Below are 10,836 nucleotides of genomic sequence, written 5' to 3'. Positions count from 1 at the left end.
CCTGCCGGCGCGCAAGGGCCCGCCGGACCGCAGGGACCGGCCGGTCCGCAAGGCCCGCGCGGCGAGGCCGGCCCGCCCGGTCAGCTGCCCCAAATCGAGCAGGTGCTGCCATGGCTGGAGCAGCTTTTCGATGCCTGGGACGAGCGGCGGCGCCAGCGTGAGCGCGAAGCCGCCGAGCGCGAGGTGCTCGAGGCTGCCGTCCAGGACGACGGCGATGCCGATATCTTCGCGGATGAGCTGAGCGAGGAGACGGACGAGGACGACCACAGGAAAAAGAAGAAAAAGAAGAAGCACGGCAACAGGGACAAGTAGGTGCGGCCCGCGCCTACTGCGCGGAACGGTCATCCTTGTGCGGCAGCATGCCCATGCGCTCGAACTGCCAGCGCATGGCGCGGTACCAGACATAGCCGACCGCCGCGCCGCAGACGGCGAGGATGACGAGGTTGGCGGTGCTATAGGCACCGCTCCACCACATCATCCAGGCGGTCCACAGCACCGTGAAGATAACGGCACCGGCTTTCAGAGAGATCAGAGGGCAGTTCATGGTCGTGCTCCGGCTTCGCTCAAAAAAATCCCGGCGATCATCATCGCGCCTCGCGCCGCGAGGCACCGTGAGCCAGATCACGCAAAGCCGTTAGCCGAAGCGCAGCCGCGAGCGCTCCTTCGCCTTCTCGGCCTCCACCGCGCGGTCCCGCGCCGGCGCATGGGTGTGCAGCGAGGTCAGAAGTCGCCGCGCCGCCTCGGATACCTCCGCCACCGCGCGATCGAACGCCGCCTCATTGGCCTGCGACGGCTTGTTGAAGCCGGACAGTTTTCGCACGAATTGCAGCGCGCTAGCCTGGATCTCGTCCTCCGTCGCCGGCGGCTCGAAATTGAACAGCGTCTTGATGTTGCGGCACATGCATCTCTCCGTAGGGCCCCGAAGGGCGAAGCGCTCTTCCAAGGACGATCGGCGTCCTGCCGATCCTACATCGCGCGCCGTCCTCTGTCCGGCCGGCAAATATTCCACTTACGCGATGCACCATTGCGGAAATGTTTTTGCAGCAGATCGCGTCTGCAATCTCGATCCACGCGACCGGACTGATAAGATTGCCTGAAAGCGGCCGGGCGCAAAGGGCCGCACAGGGGAGAGAACCATGAAAGCTTCATGCGCGGCGCTGCCGGCCGCCCTGCTGTCCATTTCCATGTCGGCGATGGCCGCCGACTAGAGCTCAAGCTGCACTACACCACGATCGGCGAGCCGACCGGCCAGCTGGTGCTGCATGGGACCGGCCAATCGGCCGCGGGCATGCTGACGCCGGCTTTGGCGGGCGAATTGTTCGGCGCCGGACAGCCGCTCGATGCGACCAAATATTACATCATCATTCCCGATGCGGTCGGCCACGGCAAATCGTCAAAACCGTCCGACGGAATGAAGACGAGCTTTCCGAAGTACGATTACGACGACATGGTCGAGGCGCAGTACCGCCTTGTGACGGAAGGCCTCGGCATCAAGCACTTGCGCCTCGTGATCGGCAATTCAGTGGGCGGCATGCACACCTGGCTGTGGGCCGAGAAATAACGCCGCTGATGACGAGCGCAATCCGCCGGAGACCGGCATCACCGAAGCTGCGATGAAGCGGATCAAGAACGGCCGCCTGTACCTGATCCCTGCGAGCACCGAAACGCGCGGCCACGGCACCACCGGCAATGCAAAATTCTACGCCGAGCAGCTCCGGCAATTGCTCCAAACCGCGCCGCAGCGGACGATGTGAGCACGGTGCGCGGCCGTGATTTCGCATCGCATCATCCGCCGCGCATGCGCGCAGCATATTATTTGAGCATGCAACGAGCCAGCGGCTCGGGCTTAATCGCGTCAACGACACGAATCGACGCGCGGCTGAACCGCACGCCCGTGGCACGACACGCGATATGGAGGATCGCATGCGCAAGTTTGCGCTGCTCGCTTGGCTGGCCGGCACGACGGCGCTCACAGGTGCAGCGCTTGCGTTCGACAATGGGCAATATGACAACGTCCCGCCGGACATACGCGCCTGGTTCAAGAGCGTGATGGCGCCGAACGGCGTGCCCTGCTGCGACATCTCCGACGGTCACCGCACCGAATATGACGTCCGCGAGGGCAGCTATTGGGTGCCGATCGAGGGACAGTGGATGGCGGTGCCCGAGCGCGCCATCATCCGCGATCGTGGCAACCCGGTCGGCCAGGCCGTGGTGTGGTACGTGCACCATCAAGGCCGCATCATCATCAGCTGCTTCGTGCCGGCGGATGCGGTTTAGCGCACGACAGCATGCGGGATTTCGTTAGCTGGGAGCAACCCGATCAGGTAGTTTGACGCGCAGCTCAAGCGGAGGCACGCCGTTGACCGATCTTTGCGCCGAAGACCTCGCCAGCATCTATCCGAAGCCGAGCCCGCGCGTGATCGCGAAGGCGCGGCCCGAGATCGATGCGCACGCTCGGAAGTTCATCGAGATGTCGCCGTTCTGCGTGCTGGCGACGTCAGGCGCTGACGGCAGCGTCGACGCCTCGCCGCGCGGCGGCGGTCCCGGCTTCGTTCATATCGCGGGCCCCAATCAGTTGCTGATGCCAGATCGTTCCGGCAACAACCGGATCGACAGTTTCAGGAACGTCGTCGAAGGCTCGGGCTTCGTGCATCTGTTGTTCTTCGTGCCAGGCATCGACGAGACGCTGCGCGTCGGCGGACGCGGCACGCTGTCGGCCGATCCGGAGCTGCTGGCCTCGATGATCGAGTTCGGCAAGCCGCCTCGCGCGGTACTCAGCGTCGCGGTGAGCGAAGTCTATTTCCACTGCGGCAAAGCGCTGATGCGCTCAAAGTTCTGGTCACCGGAGATGAGGGTGGAGCGCGCGGTGATGCCAAGCATCGTCCAGATCATCCACGATCAGACGAGCCTGGGCGAGCCTGAGAGCCAGGAGGTGGTGGAAGCGCGCTACAAGACGCAGCTGTAGCTGGCGCACCAAATAAGACTGTCGTCCCGGGGCGCGCGAAGCGCGAGCCCGGGACCCATCGGAGTGCATGTCTCGGGCCGGAGCTTAGTGCCCCTCGCCCTCGAGTCCGCCGACGTGCTTCTGGGTGTAGAGTTCGAGGCCGATGCGGCCGATCAGGTCGAGCTGGGTCTCGAGGAAGTCGATGTGGTGCTCCTCGTCGCTCATCAGCTTCTCGAACAGGTCGCGCGTGACGTAGTCCTTCACGCTGTGGCAGTAGGTGGCCGCCTCCTGGTAGAGCGCGCGCGCGCTGATCTCGGCGGCGAGATCGCAATCGATGATCTCCTTGACGTTCTGGCCGATGCGCAGGGGATCGAGCACCTGCATGTTCGGGAAGCCGTCGAAGAACAGGATGCGCTCGGTGAGCTTGTCGGCGTGCTCCATCTCCTCGATGGATTCCTTGCGCCAGACCTTGGCCATGTCGCGCAGGCCCCAATTGTCGAGGAAGCGGTAGTGCAGCCAGTATTGATTGATCGCGGTGAGCTCGTGACGCAGTGCCTTGTTGAGATATTCGATAACTTTCGCGTCGCCCTGCATGATTCACTCCAGCTCTTGCGGCCTCATCGGTAATAAACCGAATTTAGAACGCTTCTAAAACAAGTTTGGAACGAGGGCAACCCGCCGCAGGGTCGCACCCGGGGATAAGCTCAGCCGATTGAAGAAAAAGAGGTCAGCAGGCCGCGAGAGCGAACTCGGCGGGCTCGACGATTTCGTCGTTGGCGGCGACCTGGTGGCCGTGCGGGCAGCCGGCACAGCAGGACTTGGCGCAGGGCCCGAGGGCTTCTTCGATGATGGTCTTGATCGTGCGCGCGCAGCGGCCGCATTCGGCGCTGCAACCGAGGCAGCCATAGACCTGCTTGGCATGACGCACAGCGTCGTCGGAATCGGCGACGGCGGCGCGGATATCGTCATCGCTGAGCACGTTACAGGAACAGACGATCATGGAAAGCAGCAGGCCCTTCGGTGATGCACAAACATCGATATTTAAGGGCTCGGCCGGATGCAAAAGGAAAAACCGGTATTTGAAGCTATTCCAAACTGAGCCGTGATTCAGCCTAGAACGGGTCTAAAAAGGTGACTTGCCCTGGATCAAGATTGTAACCGAATGCGGGCCTAATCGCCGCCTCCGCCACCACCGCCGTCCCCGCCCCCGCCGCAATCGCCACCACCGCCGCCGCTGTCACTGCTGTCACTGCCGAAGCTACAGGAGCCGCCGTCGGTCGGATTGCCGGAACTATCGAGCGACGAATTATCGCTGGAAAACCAGCTTCCCAGCGAGAAGCCGTCACTGGTTCCGGAATAGCTGTCGCCGCCGCCATCGGCACCGGCGCCTGCACGCGCGCGCCGCCGACTGCGGTTCTGCACATGGGCGATCAGGGCGAAGCAGATGACCGAGGTGGCCCCCACCGCGATCAGGGCGCTCATCATCAAACTGCTCATGGCTTGCTGCTCGGATTGTTTGCCTCGCGGGAGCCGCCTCCCGCACGCATTCGTCGCCCCGCGCAGGACGTCCGTTCATTGATCATTCAAGCAGGATATGGAACCTTGGGCGCGGAACGACGTCCGCATCCGGTTTGTGTCGAAAGGTCAAAGCATGAAGAAATCGCTCCTGGCACTCGCTGCCGCCGCCACCCTGGCCGCATCGGCGCTTGCGCCGGCGCCGGCCCATGCGCAGCGCGGTGTCGCCGCGGGCGTGGCCGCCGGCATCGTCGGCGGCGCCATCGTCGGGGGCGCGCTGGCATCCCCGTATTACTACGGACCCGGCCCCGGTTATGGCTACTACGGCCCAGGCTATTACCCGCCCCGCTATTACGCGCCGGGCCCGGGCTATGCCGCCGATGACTATTACGGCGGCTGCGTCTGGCAGCGGCAGCGCTTCTGGGACGGTTATGCCTGGCGGGTGCGCCGCGTGCGCGTCTGCGGCTGAGGCAGCCTTTCCGCGCAAATTTGTGCCGGAACGGCCGGTTTTCTACGGAGGCGACCGTTCAGCCAAAAGCCTGAAAAAGACCGTTTTTTCTCGTCACAGCTCCGTGCGTGTTTACGGTGGATTGACCATTTGCGCGCTTCCTAGCGGAACGGCCAATTCCATCAGAGTGTGCGTGAGCCTTTGAAACCCGGCGCTCTTCCGAGCGCCTTCTCCCAGGAGAGCCCCTAGCATGAAGAAGACTTTAGTTGCCGCCCTCACGGTCGCGACGGTCGCCGGTTCGCTGGTGACCGCCACGCCGCCCGCCAAAGCCAATGACGGCGTCGGCGCCGGTATTGCTGCCGGCCTGATCGGCGGTGCGATCGTCGGCGGCGCCATCGCGTCGAGCCGCCCGGCCTATGGTGGCCCGGTCTACGTGGCCGAGCCCCCGCCGCCCGCGCCCTGCTACTGGCAGCGCCAGCGTTACTGGGACGGTTACGGCTGGGTCGTTCGCCCGGTCCGCGTCTGCTACTGAGTTGATCGACGGGCGCACCTCGCGCCGCGATCGAAGCCCGGCCGAGACCATCGGCCGGGCTTTTTTTTCAGGCGCGGGAGATCGCTAGTGGGCAGCCTGGATCGAGCGCAGCACCTCTTCGCTCGGCCAGCAATCGACCTTCAGTCCGGCCTGCTTCTGATAGGCGCCGAGCGCCGCGCGCGTCAGCATGCCGGCCTTGCCGTCGACCTTGTCCTTGTAGAGACCGATACGCGTCAGGCCGCGCTGCATCGCCTCGACATCCCTGGTGCGCAACTGCTTCGAGGCCGACCAGGGTGTCGCAAACGGCAGCGGGCTGGTCATGCGGTCGCTGAGATGGCCGACGAACAGCACGTATAGGTCGGAGAAATTGTATTCCTTGATGACGAAGTAGTTCTTCGTGGTCAGGAACGAGGGGCCGTAAATGCCTTCGGGCTGGAGCAGTGATGCCGGCTGCGCCAGTTCAGCCGCGCTCAGCTTTTGCCCGCGCACCGGCACAAAACCTTCGCGCAGCCACTGGCCGATCGGCTTCGTCACCTCCGGCACGCCGCTCGTGCAATCGACCTTCGCCGGCGCCTGCACCTCATAGGCCCAGCGCACGCCGCTCTGCCAGCCCTTGTTGACGAGTTGCTGGGCGGCGGAGGCCAGCGCGTCCGGCACCGAATGCCAGATGTCGATGCGGCCGTCGCCGTCGAAATCGACGCCGTGCTTGTAGTATTCCGACGGCAGGAACTGCGTGAGCCCCGTGGCGCCGGCCCATGACGACGTCATGTCCTTGCGCGTCACCACGCCCTCGCCGAGGATCTTCAGCGCGAGGATGAACTCGTTGCGGTATGTGTCCTTGCGCCGGCCGACATAGGCCTGCGTCGCGAGCACGCGCACGAGGTCATAAGGCAGCGTGTAGCGGCCATAGTCGGTCTCGCGTCCCCAGATCGCGAGCATGACGGTGGCAGGAACGCCGGAGTTCTTCTCGATCTCCGTCAAGGCCGTGCGGTATTTTTGCAGGAGCCGCTGTCCCTCGCCGGCAAGCCGCGCGATCGAGGCGTCCTTGATGTAGTCAGCCGGCACTTGAACAAACTCGGCCTGCGACGGCGCGCCGGTCGCGGGCCGTCCCGGCAGGATCAGATCAGGCAGCCTGTAATCCGGCTCGAGCCCGCGCGTCTGCTGGTCAAACGACGCCCGCGAGACACCCGCAGCCTGCGCCTCCGGCCACAGCGAAGCGATGAACTGGGCGAAGGCGGCGTCGGCGGCGTCGGCGGACGACCAGCAGCAGGTGACCACGATCACCGCAGCGATGAGCGCCCGCCTCATCATGCCGAAATCACCGCGTCAGCTTCTTGTACTTCACGCGGTGCGGAATGATGCTGTCCTGGCCGAGGCGGCGCATCTTGTCCTTCTCGTAGTCCTGGAAGTTGCCCTCGAACCACTCGACATGGCTGTCGCCTTCGAAGGCGAGGATGTGGGTCGCGATGCGGTCGAGGAACCAGCGATCGTGGCTGATGATGACGGCGCAGCCGGCAAAATCCTCCAGCGCCTCTTCGAGCGCGCGCAGCGTGTCGACGTCGAGGTCGTTGGTCGGCTCGTCGAGCAGCAGGACGTTCGCGCCGGACTTCAGCATTTTTGCCAGATGCACGCGGTTGCGTTCACCGCCCGAGAGCGCGCCGACCTTCTTCTGCTGGTCGGCGCCCTTGAAGTTGAACGACGAGCAGTAGCCGCGCGAATTCACTTCCTTCTTGCCGAGCAGGATCAGCTCGTTGCCGCCGGAGATTTCCTCCCACACGGTCTTCTTGCCGTCGAGGGCATCGCGCGACTGGTCGACATAGCCGAGATGCACGGTCTCGCCGACCGTGATGGTGCCGTTGTCCGGCGTTTCCTGCTTGGTGATCATCTTGAACAGCGTGGTCTTGCCGGCGCCGTTCGCGCCGATCACGCCGACGATGCCGCCGGGCGGCAGCTTGAAAGTGAGATCGTCGATCAGGAGGCGGTCACCATAGCCTTTGCTGAGGCCTTCGAAGTCGACGACATTGGCGCCGAGCCGCTCGGCGACGGGAATGATGATCTGCGCGGTCTGGGTCTGCTTCTCGCTCGCCTGCTTCAACAGCTCTTCATAGCGCTGATAGCGGGCCTTGGATTTTGCCTGACGCGCCTTCGGCGAAGACGCGACCCATTCCTGCTCGCGGGCCAGCGTCTTCTGGTGCGCGGCGTCCTCGCGGCCTTCCTGCTCCAGGCGCTTCTGCTTCTGCACCAGCCAGGACGAATAGTTGCCCTCGTAGGGGATGCCGCGGCCGCGATCGAGCTCGAGGATCCAGCCCGTGACGTTGTCGAGGAAGTAGCGGTCGTGGGTGACGATCAGGATCGCGCCGGGATAGTTGCGCAAGTGCCCTTCAAGCCAGGACACGGATTCCGCGTCGAGATGGTTGGTCGGTTCGTCCAGCAGCAGCAGCTCGGGCTGGTCGAGCAGCAGCCGGCAGAGCGCGACGCGGCGGCGCTCACCGCCGGAGAGCTTCGTGACGTCGGCATCGTCGGGCGGGCAGCGCAACGCGTCCATGGCCTGGTCGACCTTGCTGTCGAGATCCCAGAGGCCCTGGGCCTCGATCTCGTCCTGGAGCTTGGTCATCTCATCGGCGGTCTCTTCCGAGTAGTTCATCGCCAGCTCGTTGTAGCGGTCGAGGATCGCCTTCTGCTTGGCGACGCCCTGCATGACGTTCTCGCGGACGGTGAGCGCAGGGTCCAGCTGCGGTTCCTGCTCGAGGTAGCCGACGCGGGCGCCCTCGGCGACCCAGGCCTCGCCGGTATATTCCTTGTCGAGGCCGGCCATGATCTTGAGCAGCGTCGACTTGCCCGAGCCGTTGACGCCCAGCACGCCGATCTTGGCGTCCGGGTAGAAGCTGAGGCGGATGTTGTCGAGCACCTTGCGGGTCGGGTAGCTCTTGGTCAGGCCTTCCATGAAGTAGACGAACTGGCGCGCCATCGGTCCCGTAAAACCTTCGATTTGAGGAAATTTGCTTGCCGCCGATGTAGCGATCCCGCCCCCAAAGGGCAACGTTTTCCCTCCGTTCACCACGGATGAATACGGGATGGACACCATCCGGGCACAGATCCGGACAATTGAAACCATTTTTTAATAAAGCAGGCCAAAGCTCGTCACCGGCGCCGAAAAAGACGCCACCCGCGGCAGAAGCGGCGGGGAGAACAGCGAGGCCGCGTCATGGCAATGATCGAGACAACCTCCCTTCCAGCTCCGGCAAGAGCCGGTCGCTCAACCATATTCGCCGAGCTTCGCGCGTTCTGGGTCCGGTTCTTCACCACGGCGTTCAACCCCTACCGCCCGGAACTGCACTACATGCGCGGTCCCGGCCCTGCCTGGCGCGCCAAGCACGGCATGGATGCGCCGTTCCGCCTGAAGCCGCGCGACCTCTGACGCTTCACCTGCTGCCGGATTTTTGAAGGCTCTAAAGCGCGATGAGATTGGGACGAATCGTCATCGCGCTTTAGGTCGTTGTTTGAGCATGATCTTTTCGGAAGACCGCTTCACACTTTTCCGGATCATGCTTTAGCCGCTTGCGCCGGCTATCGATTGCGCGCAAGCATGGCGACATCAGATCGATGGCGTCCCTGCCCGCGCCGTCGCCCCTCGCCATGGATGGACGGTTTTCCCGATGACGCGGCTGCGCTGTGCAATTCTCGACGACTATTTCAACATCGCCCTCAACGTCGCCGACTGGTCGAAGATCTCCGACCGCGTCGACGTGACGGTGTTCAATCACCCCTTCGCCTCCGAGCAGGCAGCGGCCGGCGCGCTCGGGGATTTCGAGATCGTCTGCGCGATGCGCGAGCGCACGGCGTTTCCCGAGAGCCTGTTCGAGGCATTGCCCAAGCTGAAGCTGCTGCTGACCTCCGGCATGCGCAATGCCGCGATCGACATGGAAGCGGCGAAAGCGCGCAACGTCGTGGTCTGCGGCACGCAGTATTTCCGCGATCCGACCGCCGGGCTCACCATGGGCCTGATCCTGGAATTGACCCGCGGCATCGGCCGCGAGAACGCGCGCATGCATGCGGGCGAGTCCTGGCAGTCCTTTGCCGGAATCGAGATCGAGGGCCGGACCCTTGGCGTCATCGGGCTAGGCAAGCTCGGCGGCAAGGTCGCGGGGATTGCGAAGTCGTTCGGCATGAACGTCATTGCCTGGAGCCCCAACCTCACGGCCGAGAAATGCGGGGCGCTCGGCGTCGGTTACGCCAGCAAGGAGGAGCTGTTTGCGAAGGCGGACATCATCACCATCCATGTGGTGCTGAGCGAGCGCTCGCGCGGGCTGGTCGGCGCCGCCGATCTCGCGCGGATGAAGCCGACCGCCTATCTCGTCAACACCGCGCGCGGTCCGATCGTCGACGAGGCGGCACTGCTCGAGGCGCTGCAACAGAAGAAGATCGCGGGCGCCGGCATCGACGTGTTCTCGGTCGAGCCGCTGCCTCTAGATCATCCGATCCGCAAGCTCGACAATGTCGTGCTGACGCCGCACCTCGGCTACGCCACCGAGGACGGGCTGCGCGTCCATTACGGACAGATGGTCGAGGCGATCGACGCCTGGACGAAGGGGAGCGAGCCGCCGAAGCGGCTGGCCTGAAACGAAAAGGGCGTGCCGACGGCACGCCCTCCACAATCAAGTATCTTCGAAGCGCTCAGCGCACCGTGACGGGCGCGGGCAGCGGCGGCACCACGGTCGGCTGCGTGCCCGGGACCGGGCCGGCCTGGGCGGCCATCGGCGCAGGCGCAGCAGATGCGGTCGCCGTTCCCGCCGGCGGGTTGCCCGGCATCACGACGACGCGGGTGCCGACCTTGACGCGGTCGAAGAGGTCGGAGACGTCCTCGTTCAGCATGCCGATGCAGCCGGAGGAGACGAACTTGCCGATCGTCGAGGGCTGGTTGGTGCCGTGGATTCGGTACACCGTCGAGCCGAGATACATCGCGCGCGCGCCGAGCGGATTGCCGGGACCGCCGGCCATGAAGCGCGGCAGATAGGGCTGGCGCTGGATCATCTCCGGCGGCGGATGCCAATCCGGCCACTCCGCCTTGCGGGTGATCTTCTGCACGCCGGTCCAGGTGAAACCGTCGCGGCCAACGCGAACGCCGTAGCGGATCGCCCGGCCATTGCCGAGCACGTAATAGAGGTAGGTGTTCGGGGTATCGACGACGAGCGTGCCGGCCGGCTCCTTGGTCGCGAAGGTCACTTCCTGGCGGCGCAGGTTCGGCGGCAGCTGCACCGGGGCGGCATCCGGCTGCTCCTCGGGCGGCAGCGCCGCGACGGTCATCGGCGGGCCATTGGGGCCTGCGGGCTGCTGCTGGACAGCGCCGGTCGCGGCGGGTCCACCGACGCCTTGCGGCGGACGCAGGCCGTCGTCGGC

14 protein-coding genes and 2 pseudogenes are annotated in these 10,836 nt (G+C 64.7%); 8 read left to right on the top strand and 8 right to left on the bottom strand.

Annotation, left to right across the window (positions count from 1 at the left end; translation table 11 throughout):
* Nucleotides 1–312: pseudogene (locus QQL28_RS44735) on the top strand (collagen-like protein); the annotation flags it as partial.
* A gap of 13 nt (nt 313–325) precedes the next feature.
* Here the strand turns inward: QQL28_RS44735 and QQL28_RS44730 are convergent.
* Nucleotides 326–544: a hypothetical protein gene (locus QQL28_RS44730; protein ID WP_284276178.1), complete on the bottom strand. Its 219-nt coding sequence runs from the start codon at nt 542–544 to the stop codon at nt 326–328.
* A gap of 90 nt (nt 545–634) precedes the next feature.
* The gene (locus tag QQL28_RS44725) at nt 635–901 is read right to left on the bottom strand and encodes a DUF2277 domain-containing protein (protein WP_284276176.1); all 267 of its coding nucleotides are present in this window, start codon (nt 899–901) and stop codon (nt 635–637) included.
* Nucleotides 902–1,147: 246 nt separating this feature from the next.
* Between QQL28_RS44725 and QQL28_RS44720 the strand changes: the two are divergent.
* The 3 genes and pseudogenes from QQL28_RS44720 (at nt 1,148) to QQL28_RS44710 (ending at nt 2,965) form a co-directional block, all read left to right on the top strand.
* Nucleotides 1,148–1,754, top strand: a pseudogene (locus QQL28_RS44720) (alpha/beta fold hydrolase).
* Between the two features lie 169 nt (nt 1,755–1,923).
* Nucleotides 1,924–2,277, top strand: a complete 354-nt coding sequence (locus QQL28_RS44715; protein WP_284276174.1) for a hypothetical protein — start codon at nt 1,924–1,926, stop codon at nt 2,275–2,277.
* Nucleotides 2,278–2,359: 82 nt separating this feature from the next.
* Nucleotides 2,360–2,965, top strand: coding sequence for a pyridoxamine 5'-phosphate oxidase family protein (locus tag QQL28_RS44710; protein ID WP_284276172.1), 606 nt, complete (start codon nt 2,360–2,362; stop codon nt 2,963–2,965).
* An 84-nt stretch (nt 2,966–3,049) separates the two neighbouring features.
* Here QQL28_RS44710 and bfr read toward each other — a convergent pair whose 3' ends face one another.
* From bfr to QQL28_RS44695, 3 genes are all read right to left on the bottom strand, one after another.
* A complete protein-coding gene (gene bfr / locus QQL28_RS44705) occupies nt 3,050–3,538 on the bottom strand; it encodes a bacterioferritin (protein WP_027522416.1) in 489 nt (162 codons plus the stop codon).
* A 133-nt stretch (nt 3,539–3,671) separates the two neighbouring features.
* On the bottom strand, nt 3,672–3,944 hold the full coding sequence (locus QQL28_RS44700; protein ID WP_284276182.1) for a (2Fe-2S)-binding protein: 273 nt from the start codon (nt 3,942–3,944) through the stop codon (nt 3,672–3,674).
* Nucleotides 3,945–4,114: 170 nt separating this feature from the next.
* On the bottom strand, nt 4,115–4,441 hold the full coding sequence (locus QQL28_RS44695; protein WP_284276168.1) for a hypothetical protein: 327 nt from the start codon (nt 4,439–4,441) through the stop codon (nt 4,115–4,117).
* 154 nt (nt 4,442–4,595) lie between these two features.
* Here QQL28_RS44695 and QQL28_RS44690 point away from each other — a divergent pair, with 154 nt between their 5' ends.
* Together QQL28_RS44690 and QQL28_RS44685 are read left to right on the top strand one after the other, a co-directional pair.
* Nucleotides 4,596–4,928: a hypothetical protein gene (locus tag QQL28_RS44690; RefSeq protein WP_284276180.1), complete on the top strand. Its 333-nt coding sequence runs from the start codon at nt 4,596–4,598 to the stop codon at nt 4,926–4,928.
* A gap of 229 nt (nt 4,929–5,157) precedes the next feature.
* Entirely contained in the window at nt 5,158–5,439 is a 282-nt protein-coding gene (locus tag QQL28_RS44685) for a hypothetical protein (RefSeq protein ID WP_284276166.1), read from the top strand.
* A gap of 84 nt (nt 5,440–5,523) precedes the next feature.
* Here QQL28_RS44685 and QQL28_RS44680 read toward each other — a convergent pair whose 3' ends face one another.
* Entirely contained in the window at nt 5,524–6,750 is a 1,227-nt protein-coding gene (locus QQL28_RS44680; RefSeq protein WP_284276165.1) for a lytic murein transglycosylase, read from the bottom strand.
* A gap of 7 nt (nt 6,751–6,757) precedes the next feature.
* The gene (ettA, locus tag QQL28_RS44675) at nt 6,758–8,407 is read right to left on the bottom strand and encodes an energy-dependent translational throttle protein EttA (protein ID WP_284276163.1); all 1,650 of its coding nucleotides are present in this window, start codon (nt 8,405–8,407) and stop codon (nt 6,758–6,760) included.
* 237 nt (nt 8,408–8,644) lie between these two features.
* Between ettA and QQL28_RS44670 the strand changes: the two genes are divergently transcribed.
* Together QQL28_RS44670 and QQL28_RS44665 are read left to right on the top strand one after the other, a co-directional pair.
* Entirely contained in the window at nt 8,645–8,857 is a 213-nt protein-coding gene (locus tag QQL28_RS44670; RefSeq protein ID WP_284276162.1) for a hypothetical protein, read from the top strand.
* A 238-nt stretch (nt 8,858–9,095) separates the two neighbouring features.
* Entirely contained in the window at nt 9,096–10,058 is a 963-nt protein-coding gene (locus tag QQL28_RS44665) for a D-2-hydroxyacid dehydrogenase family protein (protein WP_284276160.1), read from the top strand.
* Nucleotides 10,059–10,113: 55 nt separating this feature from the next.
* Here QQL28_RS44665 and QQL28_RS44660 read toward each other — a convergent pair.
* Nucleotides 10,114–10,836, bottom strand: a 723-nt coding sequence (locus QQL28_RS44660; protein ID WP_284276157.1) for a L,D-transpeptidase, incomplete at its 5' end; no start/stop codon positions are given.

The organism is Bradyrhizobium iriomotense, from assembly GCF_030160715.1.
In the GTDB taxonomy this organism is placed as follows: domain Bacteria; phylum Pseudomonadota; class Alphaproteobacteria; order Rhizobiales; family Xanthobacteraceae; genus Bradyrhizobium; species Bradyrhizobium iriomotense.
The sequence above is the reverse complement of the archived record's forward strand: the minus strand, read 5'-3'. Positions and strand labels throughout refer to the sequence as shown.

Coding starts and splice junctions, on each gene's coding strand:
- QQL28_RS44730 (WP_284276178.1), bottom strand. CDS start 544: ATGAACTGCCCTCTGATCTCTCTGAAAGCCGGTGCCGTTATCTTCACG.
- QQL28_RS44725 (WP_284276176.1), bottom strand. CDS start 901: ATGTGCCGCAACATCAAGACGCTGTTCAATTTCGAGCCGCCGGCGACG.
- QQL28_RS44715 (WP_284276174.1), top strand. CDS start 1,924: ATGCGCAAGTTTGCGCTGCTCGCTTGGCTGGCCGGCACGACGGCGCTC.
- bfr (WP_027522416.1), bottom strand. CDS start 3,538: ATGCAGGGCGACGCGAAAGTTATCGAATATCTCAACAAGGCACTGCGT.
- QQL28_RS44700 (WP_284276182.1), bottom strand. CDS start 3,944: ATGATCGTCTGTTCCTGTAACGTGCTCAGCGATGACGATATCCGCGCC.
- QQL28_RS44695 (WP_284276168.1), bottom strand. CDS start 4,441: ATGAGCAGTTTGATGATGAGCGCCCTGATCGCGGTGGGGGCCACCTCG.
- QQL28_RS44690 (WP_284276180.1), top strand. CDS start 4,596: ATGAAGAAATCGCTCCTGGCACTCGCTGCCGCCGCCACCCTGGCCGCA.
- QQL28_RS44685 (WP_284276166.1), top strand. CDS start 5,158: ATGAAGAAGACTTTAGTTGCCGCCCTCACGGTCGCGACGGTCGCCGGT.
- QQL28_RS44680 (WP_284276165.1), bottom strand. CDS start 6,750: ATGATGAGGCGGGCGCTCATCGCTGCGGTGATCGTGGTCACCTGCTGC.
- ettA (WP_284276163.1), bottom strand. CDS start 8,407: ATGGCGCGCCAGTTCGTCTACTTCATGGAAGGCCTGACCAAGAGCTAC.
- QQL28_RS44670 (WP_284276162.1), top strand. CDS start 8,645: ATGGCAATGATCGAGACAACCTCCCTTCCAGCTCCGGCAAGAGCCGGT.
- QQL28_RS44665 (WP_284276160.1), top strand. CDS start 9,096: ATGACGCGGCTGCGCTGTGCAATTCTCGACGACTATTTCAACATCGCC.